General features: G+C 53.3%; 15 protein-coding genes, 2 pseudogenes and 1 CRISPR repeat array. Of the genes and pseudogenes, 5 read left to right on the forward strand and 12 right to left on the reverse strand.

Annotated elements, in window-relative coordinates:
- From DWX63_RS09370 to cas2, 4 genes and pseudogenes are all read left to right on the forward strand, one after another.
- Window positions 1-105: pseudogene (locus tag DWX63_RS09370) on the forward strand (IS200/IS605 family transposase); the annotation flags it as partial.
- Window positions 106-1159: 1054 nt separating this feature from the next.
- On the forward strand, window positions 1160-1792 hold the full coding sequence (locus DWX63_RS09375; protein ID WP_117843541.1) for a hypothetical protein: 633 nt from the start codon (window positions 1160-1162) through the stop codon (window positions 1790-1792).
- Between the two features lie 33 nt (window positions 1793-1825).
- Window positions 1826-2059: direct repeats of the CRISPR family, unit length 36 nt; unit sequence GCCCTAGCGGAGTGCCATTCATTGAGATGCTAGAAT.
- Between the two features lie 323 nt (window positions 2060-2382).
- The gene (cas1, locus tag DWX63_RS09380) at window positions 2383-3312 is read left to right on the forward strand and encodes a type II CRISPR-associated endonuclease Cas1 (protein ID WP_117843542.1); all 930 of its coding nucleotides are present in this window, start codon (window positions 2383-2385) and stop codon (window positions 3310-3312) included.
- On the forward strand, window positions 3309-3635 hold the full coding sequence (gene cas2 / locus DWX63_RS09385) for a CRISPR-associated endonuclease Cas2 (protein ID WP_117843543.1): 327 nt from the start codon (window positions 3309-3311) through the stop codon (window positions 3633-3635). Before cas1 ends, cas2 begins: the two co-directional genes overlap by 4 nt.
- A 57-nt stretch (window positions 3636-3692) precedes the next feature.
- On the opposite strand, the gene cas9 is transcribed toward cas2, so the two are convergent.
- The 11 genes and pseudogenes from cas9 to DWX63_RS09435 form a co-directional block, all read right to left on the reverse strand.
- Entirely contained in the window at window positions 3693-6776 is a 3084-nt protein-coding gene (gene cas9, locus DWX63_RS09390; RefSeq protein WP_117843544.1) for a type II CRISPR RNA-guided endonuclease Cas9, read from the reverse strand.
- A gap of 114 nt (window positions 6777-6890) precedes the next feature.
- Window positions 6891-7493 carry a LemA family protein gene (locus DWX63_RS09395; protein ID WP_370445879.1) on the reverse strand — a complete coding sequence of 201 codons (603 nt, stop codon included), beginning with the start codon at window positions 7491-7493 and terminating at the stop codon, window positions 6891-6893.
- 141 nt (window positions 7494-7634) lie between these two features.
- Window positions 7635-7748 (reverse strand): annotated as a pseudogene (locus tag DWX63_RS11625) (hypothetical protein); the annotation flags it as partial.
- 29 nt (window positions 7749-7777) lie between these two features.
- A complete protein-coding gene (locus DWX63_RS09400) occupies window positions 7778-8182 on the reverse strand; it encodes a TPM domain-containing protein (protein ID WP_158559670.1) in 405 nt (134 codons plus the stop codon).
- A gap of 4 nt (window positions 8183-8186) precedes the next feature.
- The gene (locus tag DWX63_RS09405) at window positions 8187-9743 is read right to left on the reverse strand and encodes a hypothetical protein (RefSeq protein ID WP_117843547.1); all 1557 of its coding nucleotides are present in this window, start codon (window positions 9741-9743) and stop codon (window positions 8187-8189) included.
- Window positions 9733-10155 carry a hypothetical protein gene (locus DWX63_RS09410; RefSeq protein WP_117758914.1) on the reverse strand — a complete coding sequence of 141 codons (423 nt, stop codon included), beginning with the start codon at window positions 10153-10155 and terminating at the stop codon, window positions 9733-9735. The genes DWX63_RS09405 and DWX63_RS09410 overlap by 11 nt, the downstream gene beginning before the upstream one ends.
- 252 nt (window positions 10156-10407) lie before the next feature.
- Window positions 10408-11178, reverse strand: coding sequence for a hypothetical protein (locus DWX63_RS09415; RefSeq protein WP_117843548.1), 771 nt, complete (start codon window positions 11176-11178; stop codon window positions 10408-10410).
- A 9-nt stretch (window positions 11179-11187) separates the two neighbouring features.
- A complete protein-coding gene (locus DWX63_RS09420) occupies window positions 11188-12804 on the reverse strand; it encodes a relaxase/mobilization nuclease domain-containing protein (protein WP_117843549.1) in 1617 nt (538 codons plus the stop codon).
- Window positions 12801-13463: a hypothetical protein gene (locus DWX63_RS09425; protein ID WP_158559671.1), complete on the reverse strand. Its 663-nt coding sequence runs from the start codon at window positions 13461-13463 to the stop codon at window positions 12801-12803. Before DWX63_RS09425 ends, DWX63_RS09420 begins: the two co-directional genes overlap by 4 nt.
- A gap of 2235 nt (window positions 13464-15698) precedes the next feature.
- Window positions 15699-16469 (reverse strand): hypothetical protein, encoded by a 771-nt coding sequence (locus DWX63_RS09430; RefSeq protein ID WP_117843551.1) that lies wholly within the window; start codon window positions 16467-16469, stop codon window positions 15699-15701.
- Window positions 16470-16475: 6 nt separating this feature from the next.
- The gene (locus DWX63_RS09435; protein WP_117843552.1) at window positions 16476-16919 is read right to left on the reverse strand and encodes a hypothetical protein; all 444 of its coding nucleotides are present in this window, start codon (window positions 16917-16919) and stop codon (window positions 16476-16478) included.
- A gap of 237 nt (window positions 16920-17156) precedes the next feature.
- On the opposite strand from DWX63_RS09435, the gene DWX63_RS09440 reads away from it, so the two are divergent.
- Window positions 17157-17420: a hypothetical protein gene (locus DWX63_RS09440; RefSeq protein WP_117843553.1), complete on the forward strand. Its 264-nt coding sequence runs from the start codon at window positions 17157-17159 to the stop codon at window positions 17418-17420.
- Window positions 17421-17769: 349 nt separating this feature from the next.
- Here DWX63_RS09440 and DWX63_RS09445 read toward each other — a convergent pair whose 3' ends face one another.
- Window positions 17770-18540 (reverse strand): hypothetical protein, encoded by a 771-nt coding sequence (locus tag DWX63_RS09445; protein ID WP_117843554.1) that lies wholly within the window; start codon window positions 18538-18540, stop codon window positions 17770-17772.
- Window positions 18541-18542: the final 2 nt, after the last annotated feature.

An 18542-nucleotide genomic window follows, 5' to 3' on the forward strand; every position in this document is an offset into this window, starting at 1 on the left:
AACGAGGCGACGATCGCCAAGTACATCAGGGAGCAGGAGTCCCACGACATCGCACTGGACAAGCTGAGCGTGAAGGAGTACGAGGACCCCTTCAAGAGGGGGTGATGCTGCCGGTTCGACCGGCGCGCCACGGGTCAAGATGCACTAGGCCTGGACGAAGTCCGGGCCCGCGCCTTTAGACGCGAGCCCGGGGCCCGTGGGTTATACCCTAAGAGCAAACCACCCTTTTTAAGGGTGGTTCTGATTTGGAATTGCGATTTGAAAAGGAGATCACCTCCCAGTTGGCGTTCAAAACCAACCGGGAGGATATACTCCGCGAGTAATCCATCCTACGGGATGGATCCCCTTACCCAAACGGAGTGCCATTCATTGGGGTGCTAGATCCCCTGCCCGTTCGGTGGTTTCCATAATAGACGAGATTTCACATATGCGTAATGGGAATCTACGATTCACACGGTTACAACAATTCGTGATCCGAGGGGGCGGCTGGACTTTGAGGCTCGATCGGGGAGAACGGATCCTCAGCAGTGGGAAAGACAGGGCATAAGGGCTGTTCCTCAAAATTGAGAAATTTTCGATTTTGAGGAACAGCGGGGGTTGGGTTCGGCGCATGAGCGCCAGAGGACGAGGAAAAGAATAATAAGAAAAAGATAAAGAAGAAAAAGAAGGAGGATAAGAAGGACAAGGAGAAGAACATTTCCGAGAAAAATTGAGACAAAAAAATAAGGTCGGGGTTGGAGCCCGACCTTATTCCTGAAATCCGCTTCGCTTGGAATCTCTACTTGGTTTAGAAGGATATAAGCAGAACGGATAGCGAAGGGAGAAAAAATAGCTCGGCGGGCACCGAGCTATCAATTCGAATGCACCTGCGTTGCCCGCGTTCCGAAAGTGTGACTACCTGAGGAGCGGGTTTCGCGGCGCGATTCGATTCTACTCGGTAGGTCATTTGTTTTGCAATACATGTCGTAATTTGAGGGACCGCTTCCCATGAACCCTACGAGGGTGAATAAGGGTCTTCTAGATTTCGCGCATGCGCTGCCGTAATCGCAAATGCGAGGAGGATTTACGTTCAATGGTAAAGGGATAAGGGGCGTTTGGAAACGGCGGTTTAAAATGGCTCTCGTTCGGTTTTTAGCAAAGTTAGATCGATGGCTACCTGATGTTTCTTACGAAACGAGGCGAGCGGGTCGATGAGGATATTTCCAATTGGCGGGGCGATGAGGCGAGGAGTCTTTCCGATATCGATGTGAGCAAGTCCATCCCCTTCATCAAAGATGGCGGCGATGGGTATTGTTCTCTTGCAGATTACAACCGATATCGATTTAGCGAAGCTATTGCCGATGCCGGCGATTTAATCGAGGCTCTCTATGAGAAGATGTATGGAAAAACCGTCGAGTTGTCAATCAAGGGCGGGGACTTGGTCGTGAGCGAGTCCGTCGGTTGCATCGGAGAGATGGAAGACCATATCGTTAAGCTCGTCGACACGGATTTCGTCAATGAGATTGAGAATCTCAGCGGCGAAGAGCTGGACAAGCTCTACGGCGAATACGGCTTCAGTGTAAATACCGCCCCTGAAGATGTCATCGTTGCCCTTGCAGAAGAGCAAGGACGTACACAGGATGTCGCGTCGGCAATCTGCGAGGTCTACGGTTGGGAGGTCGACAGTAGGGTATCGCAAAAAGTTGTCGAGTCGCTCGATGAGATCTGCGATGCGAAAAGCGCTGAGGCGGAGCTTGATTGCAGGGAATGTGAAGAGATTTCCTGTGAACAGGATAGAGGACCGAGATGCTAAAATGAGCGTCGAGAACCCCTTCCGAAGCCTAACGCCCTAGCGGAGTGCCATTCATTGAGATGCTAGAATATGAAGGAGATTCAGAGTTATCCGTACATGGCCCTAGCGGAGTGCCATTCATTGAGATGCTAGAATGTGAAACTTGCAGGCCTGATTGTTCACGCAGCCCTAGCGGAGTGCCATTCATTGAGATGCTAGAATGTCCTTCGAATTTATGACGCTATCGAGTAAGCCCTAGCGGAGTGCCATTCATTGAGATGCTAGAATACCCTCCGCTGAAAAAGCCCCTTTATCAGGGGCTTTTTCATTTTATAATTCTGTAAAACGGTATTTGGCACCCATAAACGCCTTTCAAGAAGGCCATTTTTCAGGAAAAGGTCGGCGGAATTCGGCTTCGAAATATCGTCTTTTCGGATGAAAATCGCCATCTCGTCTCAACCTTCCTTCCCTGTTATTCGAAAAATACTCAATCAAATATGGCGCATTGGTGAATAAAATCTGCCGATCAGGCAATAACATTATCGATTAGTTGTCTACATACGTAAAGACCCCGTCCATATCTCATAAGATACCAGGAAACGGAGCCAGCTATGTTATTGACGGTCACAATCAGCACCCCGAAGTACCTCTGCGTTCAGGACAAGTGCCTTGTCATCAAGGAGCGGCATGAGGATAAAGTCCTCGATAAAATACCCCTATCCGACATCTGGGTCATCATAATCGATAACCCCCAAGTCTCGATCACGGCCTCTCTTATGGGGCAAGTCAATGATGCAGGGATAGGTGTTCTCTTCTGCAGCTTCAATCATATGCCCAACGGTCTGGCACTCCCGATAGGCGCCCATTCAAGGCATGCGGAAATCGTGGAGCATCAGTTAGCTATCTCGAAGCCTCTTAGAAACCAACTCTGGGCGAAAATCATTCGCAGGAAAATTGAGAACCAAGCGCGTTGCCTTGAACTTTGCGGTGGTAAGGCATGCGATGTCGAGAAAATCCTCAGCTATGCCAGAGATGTTCAGAGCAATGATAAGACGCATCGGGAAGGTGCGGCCGCCGGCGAATACTTCTCCAAATTGCTCCCCTACGGACCGCGATGGACGGGCCCCATGACCGCGTCATTGAATTTTGGGTACGCAATCCTCAGGACGGGCATCGCGCAATGCGCCGTCTCGCATGGATGGCTCGTATCGCGCGGCATCCATCACCATAGCGCCGAGAATGCATTCAATCTAGTTGACGATCTCATCGAGCCATTTCGGGCCGTCGTAGACCTCATGGTGGTCAAAGAGAATATCTTGGCGCCGCTATCGAGAATGAACAAGGAAACGCTGACGAAGGTCACATCGGTTGTGGTTCTGTTGGACGATAAGGAAATGCCCGTCCAGACGGCTATCGACGTCTATTGCGAATCCCTGCGAAGGGCAATCGAACTCAAGGATTCCGATCAGCTTCTGCTGCCCACGCTCAACGGTTTGGAAATGGCAACACCGGATAGCATGAGAACGAGAGGAAGGCTATGAGAATCATGAGACTCCTGGTGATGTTCGACCTTCCCACGAAGACGAAATCAAACAAGGATGCCTATACCAAGTTCAGGCGGTTCCTAGAAGACGACGGGTACATCTGGGAGCAGAACAGCATCTACTCCCGCAATCTCCTCAGCAGGGCATCTGCGGAAGCCCATGCGGAGCAGCTGAGGAAAAACCTCCCGCCGGCGGGTCATGTCGTGGCGATGCAGTTCACAGAGAAACAGTATGTGGACAGGGAGATTCTTGTCAATACCGGATGCTCTGGACCAAACGGGAATGAGACTCCGGGAACGCAGCTCTTCCTTACGTTCTAAAACGAGAAGGGGAAGGCACTTCAGTGCCTTCCCCTTCCTATGGCTTTCCATTATCGGCTAGCAATGGGCCCTTCGATCGGTGAGGAATTCAAGCCAGCAGAGACCTAGGCAGTCCTCCTGCATGATCTTCAATTCGTTAGTCCACTTTGATAAGGTCGGGAATTTTTCGGTCGCTAGCGGTCCGGACTTCTGGAAGGAAATCTTTCCTCTTGTGTCGTACATATATACGGAATTTGTCGATATATGATAACCAAAATAACGACCTGCTTTGCCGTTCTGAACCAACACATCTCCGCATTTTAAAAATAGCTTGCGCTCACTTCCAGTCAGAGAAATCTTCTCCCAATAGTCAATAGAGAGGTCTTTCGAGAACTTTCGGATGAACGGCTTCTCGGTCTTTCGCTTCTGTACGTCGATGTAGTAAAGGGGATCCAGAAGCCAACGTGAGGTCGATTCGTCATAAACGGCTAGCAAGCCGTACTGCCCATCGTAAGCCCTGGCAGTGCCTTTGCCGTCCTTCCATGCGGTAGTACATGGCCCTGCCTCGCCCTTTTTCTTCTTGATGAGGTCTTTGCCCTTCTCATCAATTCCCTTGTAGGAATAGGCGTTCTCCTTGAATAACGCTCCTGTGGCATTACGAGTCGGTGAATAGGTAGGCACGATGCATGGAATCCACGCATCGACCTGATCTTTGAACTCGGGATAGGGCAAGGAGCGATTCAGTAGGCGGTCGGCATCTCGGTGCGTGGCGTGTTCCTCGCTGATGAGAGCGATGCTCCTGACCACCGAAGGCGTGCAGGCGGCAATCACTGCGGCATCAACGGCATGGTGACGGTCGTCATCTCGATCCTTTTTGCCGTTCTCATCAAGGATGCCGATACGCCAAACTCGACGCATAAAACCCGTCGCTGCGCCCGAGACGCAGAAGACGTGCCTGCGCCCATCATCGGGGAACGGAAGGCAGTCGGCGAGCCATTTTGCCACATCTTTGGACATGTAGCGGGTGTCGTTTAGGTTTCGACTGATGAAGGAGTCGATGTTATTCGTGAAGTTGACTTCCTTCAGCTTCGCGAGTTTCTGAGAATAGTAGTGCTTCGGTTCCTTGTCCTTAGCCCAGACATTCATGCGGATGCAGAATTCATCCCAGTTGGGCGCGGTCGGCTCGCCCGAGGTCATCCACTCGTAGGGCGTTCGGTTCGCCTTATCTCGGTTCGATTTCGTGAGAACAAGGACCTTGTTGGTTTTCGAGTTGTCGCACGAACGGGAGAACGGAAGGACGTGGTCAACCTCGACGTAATCCTTCTCGGTCAGCATGCGACCGAAATCAATCCCCTGCCCCGTGTAGGGATCCTTTCCGCCCTGCTCGTTGTAGAGACGGACCTTCTCCAAGTCTCGACCCCGCACGTGATCGGCATCGGAAAGGCCGAGATATTCTACGATATCGTCTTTGGCCTTCTCGTTTACCTTGCGGTTGTAGATGTTACCGCTCGTGATGAGTTTCTTCTCTCGCTTCGTGTGTTTAAGTTCATTCGCCACCTCTACGCGAATCGTATCGGGTAGACCGTAATGCCTGATTATCGAGTTGATGATCTTGCGAAGCTGGGCGCAGGAACGTAAGACGACTGGGTTGGTGCAGATCGGAGAGTACTTCGAGTAGGGTTTCAGGAGACCGTCATCGGGTGTATTGCGTTTAGCTGCGAGAGCCTTACGCGCGTCATACAGACCCGTCGCGACCTCGGCATCATAGAGACGTTTGATATTCGTGTCCTCGAATGCGCCGCGAAGCATCTGGAGCGCCTTCGGGCTCGTCGAGCCGTACCCCGTGAAGAGCTTCGAGCCATAGGGCAGCTCGAGGAGCGATTCCATGTCCTCTTTCGAGAGCCCATCGGTGAGCTCGGCAATTCGCGTGGCAAAGGCCTCCGATGAGGATGCAAACGTGGCAGCGGAACATATCGCATCTGCGAGGTCGATATCATCGTGCAGGCGATTGAGCAGGGCAGGATTCAGGTCATGTAGGGTCGAGCAGAGCGTGTTCCATGCGGGGAGTTTCACGCAGGCATCCTTGCCCTCGTCCGATTGGCGGATGCCGGCGAACGTGTCAGTGTCGGCAAGGTCGAGCTTCTTGCGCAGCTGGGACCACTTCAGCGGTTTCGGATTCTTGGAGACCTTGAATAGGTCGTGGACGATTTGGTTGCGGACTGAAGGCTCGATCTGCGTGGCGGGTGCGCCGATATGCTCGATTTTAACGTTCGCGAGCGTCTGGTAGGCGCGAACTATCTCGGATGAAATCGATGACTGTGGGGCGCGTTTGACCGGCTCGCCTAGGTAGGTGCAGTAGCCCACCTTTGAGTAGATGATTCGGTCCCTTGTGGTCGTATCCGTGAGCCAACGCAGGGCCGCAAGGTACTCCCCCTCAAGCGATTCCGTGGCAAGTCCGTTTCCCAGCTCGCGCTGGTGGCGGAAAATGGCATGAACCTCGTCCACCACCATGTCGATATCAATGCAATGGGTGTAGTCATCTTGACGGTTGCGAATCCTGGGCTGCGTCACGAGGTATTGGGCGAATGTCTCGTAGCCGTTGGCCTCCATAATCTCGGCGTTGACCTTCAGGGCCTTCTTCACCTTGCCGACATCTTTGTCGTTGTCGGCCTTGCCGTGGTCGATGTAGCCGCGGCGGTTGGCGAACGCATAGAGGACGCGGGCGAGTTCGCGGTTGCTGAGGACCTCGGTCAAGCCCTTCACACGCAGCTGGATGTTATCCTGTTCGCCCTTTCGGATGGAGAACCATTCGGCGGTCGCGCCCTCGGGGATGATGCCGTGCGCCATGAGGATCTCGCGGATGTGCTTCTTCCTCGCTGCGCGGCGGGCGATATTGCGGCGTTGCGAGCGTGCCTGACGCCTTGTAGACGCAAGACTCGTCTGGTCTTTCGGATTTCTCGGGCAATCGAACAGATGCGTAGCCATGAGGACGATCTCTTGGTTCAGCTCATCCATGAGGCAGATTCCGATGTCGGCGATTCCCATGTCGATGCCGAGAATCAATTTTCGGGGCTTGGAGCTGAATTGCTCGGGTGACATCAGGGCCGTCTTCACGAGCTCTGTGTCGAAGCCGAGTTCGCGCGGGTCTTCAAATGCTGCCATATTCACTTCCTGTCTTTCCGAGGCGCTTGGGGTACGCCTGCCGGTACATCAATAATAGTATAGCCTCCCGTAACGGCGGAAGGCTATATCAAGGTAAGGTTTTACGGCCGAATATCAATTGAAATCGACGACGGGGACGTTTACCGCGGACGGTGCGACTTTGTATTGGGCAACGCTGTCGAAGCCGAAGGGTTTGGCGATGAGGTTCATCGGGAAAGAGGTCACTTTCCTGTTGTAGCCCGCCACGTCGTCGATATAGCGCTTGCGCTCGACCGAGATTCGGTTCTCCGAACCCTCGAGTTGCGTCATCAGGGTCTTTACCTGTTCGGAGGACGCGAGTTCGGGGTAGCTTTCCTTGACGGCGGTCAGGAGTACGGTCGTCTGCGCGTTCAGCTCGTCATCGGCGGCCAGCTTTCCCGCTTGGGTATCGGATGTCTCGAACTGCTTGCGGCTCTCGGCAATCGACTTGAAGATCTCCTGTTCGTTTTGCATTTCGCCTTTCACGGATGCGACGAGGTTCGGGATGAGGTCAGCGCGACGCTGCATCACGTTCTCGACTTGCGCCCAGTCGGCGTCGACCGTCTGCCTTGAGGCGTTCAGGGAGTTATACATCCCGCCGCCGATTGCCATCCCCAAAAAGAGGATAACGACGATGGCAAATACCGCCACCATCCACGGCTTCAGCTTCGGTGTATTCGAGCTGCGCGGATTTGGCATCGCGATCGCCAACACGATGATGCCGATAAAGAGGATCCACGCAATCACGGTCGCGGCCAAATCGGGCTGTTCCTCATCTTGTGCGTTATCGTTGAAATAGGTATCGATATCGGTGTCGGGTTGAATTACATTTGCCACATCCCGCGCGAGGTCTTTCACGCCAGCTTTGATGTCGCCGTCTCGGTAATAGCCGTGGGCGCTGTCGAGAATCTTCGAGCAGACCGAATCCGTCAGCCTGTCCTCGAGACCGTATCCGACCTCAAGCCTATCCTAGTGGGTGCTTTTCACGAACGTGTAGAGTACGCCGTTGTCCTTTTTGGAGTCACCCGCGCCGAGCGCTGAGCCTGCTCAATCGAATAGTCCTCGATAGTCTGACCTAACGGCAGGTTGTCGATAGTCACTACGTATAGCTGTGCACCATCTGCTTGGCTCTCCAACGTCTCGTTTAGTTGCGTCAGGGTATCGGCAACGGAGTAGTCAAGGACATCGGCTCCATCATAGACATAGGGTGAATCGGGCGTGAAAGACGGCTGGCTCGCAGACCTTGCCGCAATAGATGACCACGCCGCAGCGGCGAGGATAATCGCCACGAAAGCAATCAGAAATGCTTCCCAATGCCTGCGGAAAAAAGAGGACCTGCGATTCGGAAATTCATCGCCCTCCGAGTACGTCCAGACTTTGATCTCCACTTCCCTACCTCGCATCCTTCAGCAGAGCCAGGGTGTCGGTGGAATCAATGGTTTGCAGGTTCAATTTAGCTGCGTACCAAGGCGCCGATTCGGTCGAGACGATGTAATAGTCGAAATCGCCTAAGGCGAGGTAGGACAGCTTTGCATTCTTGGATTGCATGCCGTCCACGTAGTCACGGTATGGGGAGACGACTCCCGCCGTACCCTTATCGTCCCAGAGCTCAGGTCGCAGGTCGAAAGGAACTTTCAACCCTTTCCATTCCAGGTAGTTGTAGATGACGGGATCATCGGCATAAATAACGGGGTCGTAGATGCCGCTTTTGACAATCTCCCTCACAAGGGAACCTGCCGAGCGTTCGGAGGCCTGCCAGCAGGACTGTCCTCCATTCGCGACACAGACGCAGCAGTTCGCAACAAGCGGGCCGATTGCGGCAAGGAGGGCAATCAAGGCAGCAGTTTTTGCCGCGTGATGCGATTTAGATACGGAAGGGTCTTCGGTTCCCGTCAGCAGGCTCGCGAAGACGAGGGCGGATGCAACCGAGAAGATCCAGACGTTTCGCCAATGGAGCATCGTCGCGACCAAGGCGGCAATGAGGATGGCCAGCAGCGGGACATCGATCCGCTTGCGCCCGATGGCGGCGGCAAGTGCTGTGGGAATGAAGCCGACCGCGAAGAAGACAACGCAGAAGCCGTTCGTCGCCTCGAAGGCGGGCTTCATCTCCGATATCACATTTGCGTAAGATGCAGCACCCATCGAGTCGATCACGTAGCGGACACCGTCGACGCCGTACGGGTTCACGAAGGCGGCGAGAAGCATCGCAGGCAGGGCGATGGTTAACGGGAAGATCTCGGCCAGCATCTCATCGGGGGTGGTGGTTTTGAAATCGGATAGGTCGCGGGGAAGAAGGAAGCAGCCGGCGAGGAAGACATCTAGGAGCCACATGGCCGACTGCATGTTCACATGCAGCACCGTGATCGCGGGCAGGGCGATGAGATAGCGCCAGTCACCGGTACGCTGCCAGCGGGTGCAGGCGCCGACGGTCAGCGCCATGCATGCCATCGACCATGCGGTAGGACGGACGGATATATAGATTCCCGCCCCGAAAAAGGCTAGGCCGATGCAGAACAGCAGGCGGGGCAAAGTCAGGCGTTTATCGCCGAATCCTTGGATTGCAAAGGCCAGCGCGAGGGCAACGATGGCGGCGAGGAGGACCTGATAGAGTATCGTGCCGGCATATCCTGCCAGGGTATACGAACCGTAGAGCAGCACATCATGGAGCCACTGCTGGATGACAATCGGCCTGTAGGACGCCAGTGACCAAGGGTTGGTGTACGGGATGCCGTTCTCGACGATTTGCTTTCCCGTTGCGAGCAGGAACCAGCCATCGGAGTCATACGATCCGTTTCCCTGCATGAGAAAGCCTGCAGTGGACATGACGCAGGCAAGCAGAATGAGGAACAGGCGGTCGCGCTTCCCGTCTTGCACGAAAGGTAGCAGGAAGACACGCAGAACGGGGATGCGGAACGGCAGGGCGAGCTGGGTGTCACGTTCAGTCGGCATTCTGCTCCTCCTCGAGTGGCATTCTGACAATCTGCACGCCCGAGCCGCGACGGCAGCGGATAGACGAGCCATCCTCGAAGCGGACTATCGGGGCGCGGCCGGTCGCGGTCGATTCGATTTCGATTGAGTTGACGTAGAGCTTCGCCCCATCGGGGAGGCGCAGCTTCATGTCTGGGACAATCACGATTCCATCGTCGGTCTGGGGCAGCTCAATCAACCCGCGGTCAACGGCTTCCAGAAGCGTCGAGGCCGTCTTTGCGTTCGCCTTCGCCTCGGAGTCCTCGTAGTAGTACTGGCTGCGGAGCTCTCCGTAAGCCGCGAGAAAATCATCGACGGCTTCTTCGAGCTCCGTCGTGTCGATCTGCCTGCGAAGCCGAGAGATAGCCTCGCTTACCTTGACGGCCGCCTTCATCGAGACCACCTCGACCAAGCGCTCATCTGGTTTTTCGTCTGGGTGTCGTTACGCTTCCGCAAACCTGTCATCTCCTGTCAGAACGTGCGGAGAGACGGTCCGAGTCATACCGAGTCAGTCAAGCGTAATCAAATTGGAATAGATAGCCGTGCCTCGCACGGTCGGGCGGTATATTCGTCTCTCCTGTTTCATGGCGCTTGGGGTCACGCCAACACATTCAAAATATCATGAATCCGACGGTCGTGGCAAATGTCAGACATCGAACAGAGAGTCCTCATCGTCATCGAATCCGTCATCATCATCGTCCACGGCGAAATGCTTTCCGAGGGAGGAGTTAGAGGTTGAATCGGAATGTTCGGGGGCGGCGGAATCGGAAGGATATTCCGAGTCCTCTCCATCATCCGATTCGATAAGTTCTGCACCGACTATTCCCTCGGCGTTCTTCGCCTCGTCCAGCTGAATCTCCTTGTATGCGTCGAGCGGGTAGCCAATAAGGTCGCAAATCTCTTCTTCGCTCATCAAGGGGTTAGCCTTCTTCATATACTTGAAGACGAACACCGCTTGGGAATTCATCGAAGTGACGTTGCTGTCCGTGTAGGAAAGCACGCGCTGAGCCTCGAACCTCGCCCCGTTGATGAGCCAATCGCCCGTACCCTGCCGCCAAAGGGCATCCACCGTCCCGTTCGCACGCTGTACGATGATGCGGGAAATCTGTTTGATGCCTTCTCGGGAGCAGAGAAGCACGGAGGTCCCCAAGCGTCTCGATGCAGAGGTGAGGCTGACGGGGTCCCCTTTCGAATCCGTGAGACCTGGAATATCGACCCGCTGTCCCTGGGGCGTTGCGTCATACCAATAGAAATCAAGTCTCAGACCAACCTCGTCTACGAGGTCGAGCCGTAGGTCGAGCTCGGTCATGACGTTTCGGGCCGTCTTGTCGCCCGCACTCATGGCGTTGGTGGCGGTGAAGGCGCTCGTGTCGAACTCCTTCATGCGTCCGTTCTTGTATTCGATAGCAACAATCATGCCTACTCCTTAGTGATGTTTGGTTTTCTGAATCTCGGTCGCATCTTCCTGATGCTGAGAATTGCCGGAATTGGAGGAAGTGCCCGTCGGATTGTTTGCAGCAAGACCGCCGTAGCCCTTCTCGTCGCGTACATCCGCCATCGCATCAAGGATCTCCTCCTCGGTCATCTTCTTGCGACGGCCATCACCGGTCGCGGAAGACTTGGGATACTCGATGCCGAGCGAGCTGGCAAGGGAAGATGGATACTCAACGTTAGAACCGCGAACTGTGCGGTCTCGCGGAGCAGCATCATTTTGCTCAATGGTTGTTTTCAGGCGTCCCATGAGTTCCGCTCCCTCACGGGTGCATGGTGTTGCCGCCTTGGCGATCGCCATCGCAGCGGAGCGCTCGTCCTCGTTCATCCAGCGCTCGCGACTGACGAGTCCTTGAGCTTTTTGGCGTTGGCTGGCGTATTTTTCTGCCATCGTCTGCTCTATCGATATTGCGGAATACTGCTTGCCCAACGTCGAGCCTTTGACTTTTCTGGATTCGGGGTCACTTGGATGGTGATAGACGATGTCACCGTTACGGTTGTAGTTGACTTGGATGCCGAGCTCGCCCAACTTCGATGCGAAGTCGGTCGGACCTTTGGAGATTCGCATTGCAATGTCTACGCGGTCGCGAATGTCGTCCTTCCAAGACCAGCCTTCTCGTTGTTCAATTTGGCGCTCCGCCATGGTATCCGAATCGCCAAAACCACGCGGGACGACTAGGCGCATGACGCGACCGTCTTCGGTTCTCATGGTCGTGTAGGACAGGCTGGCGGGCTCGTCGGAGCTAGACGGGTCAGTCATGTCGGCATCAGAGCGCGGGTTTGCAGCTGCGTCCGTGCTATAGGTCTCGGGAATCAACCTCTCGACTGGACGGCGCTCGTCCAGTCGGCTTTGCATTGCCTCGCCGAAATCCTCTACCTGAGCGCCTTTCGCTTCGTTGGCGAGAAGGTTGTCGAGCGCCGCCATGGCGCGGTCGAGCCTCTTGCCGCGCGAGACCTCCAAGCCCCTCGCATCCATTTCGGCTTGAGTGTACGACTTGCCGTCGGTGGCAAAAGCGTGCCAACCTCGTTCGAGTGACATGGTCTGCAAGTCAGCCCTCATAGCCTGGACGACCTTTGTCGTGAGTAGACCTGAGATGCGGCGCTTCGTCTCGAGCTCGGTATTGTTGATAACGATATGTGCGTGCAGGATGCCCTGCTTTCCCTGAACTCCACGCGCCTTGTTGTCATCGTGGTAGGCGATGGCTACCTCGAAGCGGCCGATGCCCTCCCCTTCCGGTCCTCGGGAGTCGAACCACTTTGATGCCCACTCATTTACGAAGTCGCGGAAGTCTTCGAGTTCTACGCCGTTGTCCTTTTCGTCGAGTGAGATGATCATGTGTTCGTAAGTGCGGACCTTGGTGTCCTTTTTGACCGGCACGTTGTTGCCGAAAATCTCGCGCGTTCGGTCCATCACTTTCGCCCAGTCGCGACCCTTCCAGTCGCGGTCGGTGAGGTTGAGGAAATCCTTATCGAGAGCGCGATCGTTCTTGAAGAGGTAGTAGCGAATCCATTTGACGGAGCTGTGACCGGAGAGTGGCTTCATATAGGTCATGAGTTGCCCCCGTCCTCAAATTGGTCGGGTCGGGGTGTGCCGTGTTTTTTGCCGCGAACTCGTCGGCGGCGCTCGGGTTCGGTTTTATTGACAGGGGCCTCGGTTTGAACCAAGCCGAAAGCAGTCAGGTTGACGGACGGTTTGGCGGACAGGGCCTCGGCATCGGATGCGAGAGTCTTGAGGCGCTCATAGATCGCCCTGTTCTGCTTTGAGAGGCGCTCATAGAGCTCAACAATCTCCGTTCGCTCATCCTGCGAGAGGGCGCGATGGTTGCCGTACTTCTTGATGATGCGATTTAAGGCACGGACAGCCTGGTTGTAGTTGACGCCGATGGCGCGGACCTCGTTGGAGATTGATTCGAGCATGCTGTCGGTAATGGCTTGGATTGCCATACTTTCAGTTTGGTTGCCGGAGAGTGCGAGGACCAGGTCTGGGCCGAGCGGACGGGTGAGCGATTCGGAGCCCGGCGTGGCATGGCGGATGGATGTAAGGTCGAGCATGACAGGGAGCGCGATGAGCGTGCGGAGGTAGTCGCTGCGGCTCGCGTTGAGGACATCGGCTCGGGCGTCCAGAGCAGTCAGGTCGGCAGTCGGGAGTCGGACCGTGACGCGACGGGTGGCGGGTTGTGAGGCGTTTGGAGGCGGCAAAATGTCGGACATGCTGGCCGTAGGCATTTCGTGTGGCTGGCTGGGCTGCGCTTGGGTCGACATGGAGGTCGGCGTTTGGGGCTGCAAAATGTCAGACATCTGAGATGCATCGGGGCTAATGCCTGACAAATTGGGCGTGGCAGTCTGGGATTCATTTTCATCTGTCGAAATGTCTGACATTTCGTATCTCCTTAACTACGGCCGATGGTGAGCTTCGCGAGCAGGCCGTCCGTCAAGCGGATCTAAATGTCTGACAGCCTGTCTGACATTTCGCTTGACGGGAGCGAGCGGAGCGACGCGATTACAGGCCGCTAGCGGCCCCAGCTGCGGCTTTGCCGCAGGTTCAATGTCTGACATTCCTAATGTCTGACGTTGAACGAAGCTGGCGTGCAAAATGGCCTTATGGGTAGTTTGGGGCACGTTTTTTGGCGGGCTCAGGTGTTGCCGCAGCGGCATCCACAATTGGCAAGGCCGTTTTGCACCTGCCGCCTGACCGCAGGGCAGGCGGCCGCGCCGCGGGGTAATCGGTCCCTGCTTGGGGCAATTTCTGCTATTCCGTGGCGTGTGGTCGGGACGTTGGGAAATGTCTGACAGGCTGCTATTGATTGCCTAGGTAATGTCTGACAATCCCACAGCCGAGGAGCGTAAATGTCTGACAGGACATAAGGTTCGTGATGAATGTCCGACAAAGAAACAGATGGGGAATAGGGCTAACAAAGAGGTTACGGACGATAAAAGTAGGTGTGTTCTGAAGATGCACTTGGCAGGAGAACGTAGTAATCTGCGATTCGGATCAGGTGGCGCACTTCCCTATTTGGTGAGTGGTTTAGTAGTCTGGGATCGAGTTCTGATGTGTGTGCGGCAATTAGTAAGTTATATACGAGTTCCGATTTGAACGAGACCGAGAATAATTCGACAACAAACTATTTGTAAGGTTAATCGGGTTCTAGCAATAAGATCTGAACGCTGATCTGGTTGTTGTCCGGGAGTGAAATCGATATTTGCAAATGCCTTTGTATTAACTTGGAAAATCGGTAAATGGATTCCGTGCAACGCAAAACGATGGTGCGAACGCTTCGTGTTTGATGATTGTTGGCGAAAAGAAAGTCAGTTCTTTCAATTTAGAAGCGCAAATTGACTACGTATTATTGAAGGGCGGGTAGCTTAAATAGAAAAGAAAAGCGCTTCGCGTACCGATTGATGCACACCGTAAATCAAAAACTGGTTGCAGTTCTGAGACTGAAAGCGTTATTCGATATAAAGGAAATCAAAAACTGCTGGAAGTTTTATTGCACAGAAATATGGGTTATTCAAGTCGGTTGCGAAGCTATTTTCGCCTTTGGATAAAAAGAATAAGAACAAATAGTGATACTGCGGAGTGCCATTCAAGGCACTCCGCTTGATTTGCAAATTGCTTTAAATCGCACGCAGGGTAATTCCCGTAACTATAAATTACAAACTGAAATCAGCGTGCGTAAAGGACGGAAGTAATTGCTGAAGATAATAAATGAGCGGTAAAAGCATGTGGACATGGGTGAGCTGATAGGCTTCCGTTCTCGCTTTTGCCTATGACTCAGGCATTAACTTCTGCCATATTTGATGGGAAGCAATGGCAATCCTAACGAGTGAGTAGATAGATTCCGTTTGATTCCTAAAAAGCAAACGGGCAAAAATACGCAGAATACAATCCCGAATAGGCTGCGCAATTCAAATGCATCGGCATTTCGGTGGAATTAAAAGAATAAGAATAATAACAAACAGCGATGCCGCGGAGTGCCATTCAAGGCACTCCGCATGCCTTTCAATTAGTCTCTAGTTGTTATTTGATTGGTTTCTGGACTGCAATTTAGAACTGAAATTCGGTCTGCCCTATAAGAATCTCAGCCCTACTGAATACATGTTCGCGGTTGTTTTGAAGCAAAAGCAGTGCATCGGCAATTGAAAATCTTTAGGACGGTGAATTGAAATCAAATAGCAAAGTAAATCTAAATCATCGTCTGAAAGCCTGTGAAGATGCTCAACCTATTCATGCATGAAACAGGCGGCAACAAAAATGTCGCACCTCGGCTGCGAAATTAAAAAAACTATCGGCCGTATATAGTCCTGCCTGGCTCTTGTGCAACGAGCCGATGAACATCAATTCAGCTATCAAGACTGCTTTTGAAGAAAGAAAATGGGTCAATCCAAAATGAATTGACCCAATAACTTGAGGCTGGAAATATATAAGAAGTGAGGGTACAGATAATCCTAAAGGAAGAACTGATCGTCCTTTTCTTCCTTTTCAGACTGTTCTTCAAGTTCGAAATCAACCTTCCAATCGCCGCGAACGACACGGACGATAATCAAGCCGATCGCAAACGCTACGATAACGAATACGTAGATCGCCTCGAACATAAACAGCTTTTGGAATAGATAAACGGCTGCAAGCGCTTCTGCCTTTGCCGCCGAAGCCATCCATTCATGCTTGATAACCTCAAAGAAGATGATAGATGCAATCGAGAAGACAATCGATCCGATCGATACGCCACTGAGAAGTTTGCAAAGAATACTCGTGCGTATCGCGGCTGAAATATCTTCGACCTGCTTCTCAAGTTTAGCATGGATGCTATCAATGAACTGCTTTCGTTTATCAGCCCGCCGCTGCTTCTTCTCGGCTCGCGCCTGCTTCTTTTTGAGGGCGTTTTCCTCTTTAATCTGCTTTGCTTCGAGTCGTTCGGCCTTTCTTTTCTCAATTGCTTCGGCTCGGAGCTTCTCCTCGTGGCGCTTGTGTTTGGCTTCGATTCGGTCGATAATCTCACGGTATTCATCATGTGAGACGATTTTTAGGTCGCTCGTGCCGGGGCGTTGTAAACCGGGGCGACAATCTGCGCAGGCCTTACCGCAGGAAAAGAGTTTCGTTCGGGAACAGCCACACTCACAGCGCTTGCATGGAGAATAGAGTCCGTCGCAGTTACGGTTCTCGAGTTCGGTTTCGACTATCGCCTTTAAATCCAAATCAACCAGTTTCTTGCGCTTCATCTGTTGCTACTCCACCTTGCTGAGGTCGATGCAGTATGGGGCGATTCGATAGCCGTTGGGCGCCTCTTTTGTTCCGACCCTGTCTTTGTATTTGAAGAGGAGGACACGATGACCGACCAGGTCACGTTCCCAAATCTTCTTTACCGCGCTCTTATGGTTGGAATCAACGCGCTCGGAACGGATCCTCTCCTCCTTTTCTCCGTTGTCCGCTTGGAACTTAATCAGGTAACGCTTCGAAGATTCCTCGAACTCAATCGAGTTAATCGTTGCTGCGATTCGCACTGAATGAGCAACCATGGACGGCAGGGACCGCTCTGCGGTGAGGCGATCCATTTTCAGCAACTCCTGAGCGACGGCAAGCTCAAGGTCGTCGTACTTTCGACCACTCAAGAGCAGGGCGAAATACGCCATGCGAATAGCTGACGGGTCGAATTGGGTGTCGTTATCCATCTGTCCTCCTAATGTTGGAATTGGCATCTACATCTTGGGACAGCCTGTATATATTCAAAACGATTTGCCGCTGCGGCAATCTCACGAGCGAACCGAGGGCGATTGAGGGACGATTCGGCACTGTTTTCAGTGCTTTTGGCAGTGGTCGGGCAACGGCCGATCGCATTGTCGCGTCTAGGAAATAGCTAGAATGGCTATAATCGGAATAGACTATCGTATATCTGAAAGAGGTATCCAGTGCTTGAACGAATTGGTTCGTCCGACGCCATTCGCTATATGGTTCAAGATTGCGGCATGACACTGCAGGATGCATCGATTAAAACCGGCAAGCAGAAGGGCAGTCTGTCGACGCGCCTGCACAACAATACGCGATTCACCATCGATGAGTTTGTCAAGATCTGCGATGCGTGCGGCTGGCAGCTCGTGCTTAAACGTGGAAACAAACAGTTCGACCTGCGTGGGATTGACGAGAACAAACCGCGTGCCGATGTGAAAAAGTAGCGCTCGGATCAACTTTCATCGCGCTTCTTCCAGTAATTGCATCGGTTTGAATGGGCAGTCTCGAACTCATGGCCGTCCCTGCGGTGGCATATGTACTCAACTGTTGTATCTTCGGGACGGTGCAAATCGTCCCGAACGTTTCCGTTGCAAGTGCAATAGAGGCAGTCCGCGCATTTACGTTTTGCGTTTTCGGCTTGTTCCAAGGAGCGCCATTCTGCTCTGATCATTCCATCACTTATGGTCATAGATTGGTCACTTTCCATTCATCATCCAATAGAAGCGATGCCGCAGCATGCTTCGCGCTGGGTCTAGCCATTGGGTTGCAACTGTTTCAGCCCACAGGACGGTCTTAGACGTATGCGAAATCTACAACAGTCTTGCCGTCGGCCATGAGTCGCTTGGAGGCAGCCAGGGCTGCAAGGTTGTCGATACGTTCCCGTTTCGAAAGGGTTCCGAGACGGGTCATAGGGTGATACGGCATCGGATTGGGCTTGCTTTCGAGAAGTTCGGCGGTTCGGTACTCAATCGCATCAGCGTAATCCTCCAGGAAGTCCCATGCCTCATCTACCGGCAGCATTGTGTCGCGCTTGGGGTTCTTCCAGTCTTTTACCGAACGGCCTGTAATGCCCAATCCCATTGCAATCTCGGACGTCGGCACTCCCAAGATATCTGCCCAGGCTGAAAACTCGGCCTTAGGGTCGAGGTCGGGGAAATCATCCAAGTGCTGCTCAATCCATTCATCATCGCGGCACGCATAGACAAATGAGTACTCTATATCTTTAGCATCAAGTTGGTCGGCGACGAGGTGACTCGCTAGATTGTAGAGACCCATCGGTTCGGTCTCGGGCAGATCCTCGTCGCGATACCAGCGAAAGATATGTCGGCCGAACTTCTCGGCAGACTCATTCGCCTCGTTCAGGCAATGCATTGTAAGGTTTCCGAGCTTCTCGGTTTGGTCGTAGACCCAATCAAAGGCGTCCTTGACCGGAACGCAATCGAGCTCGGGGTCGAGCCATTTGCGCACGCTCGACACGCGAACACCGATGCCTCGTGCGAGGTCTTCGGGCTTGAGCCACAAGTTATCAAGCTGGGCCTGCATTGAACATTTGAAATCGAACATAA

This window comes from Collinsella sp. AF20-14LB, from assembly GCF_003459505.1.
Classification (GTDB): Bacteria; Actinomycetota; Coriobacteriia; order Coriobacteriales; family Coriobacteriaceae; genus Collinsella.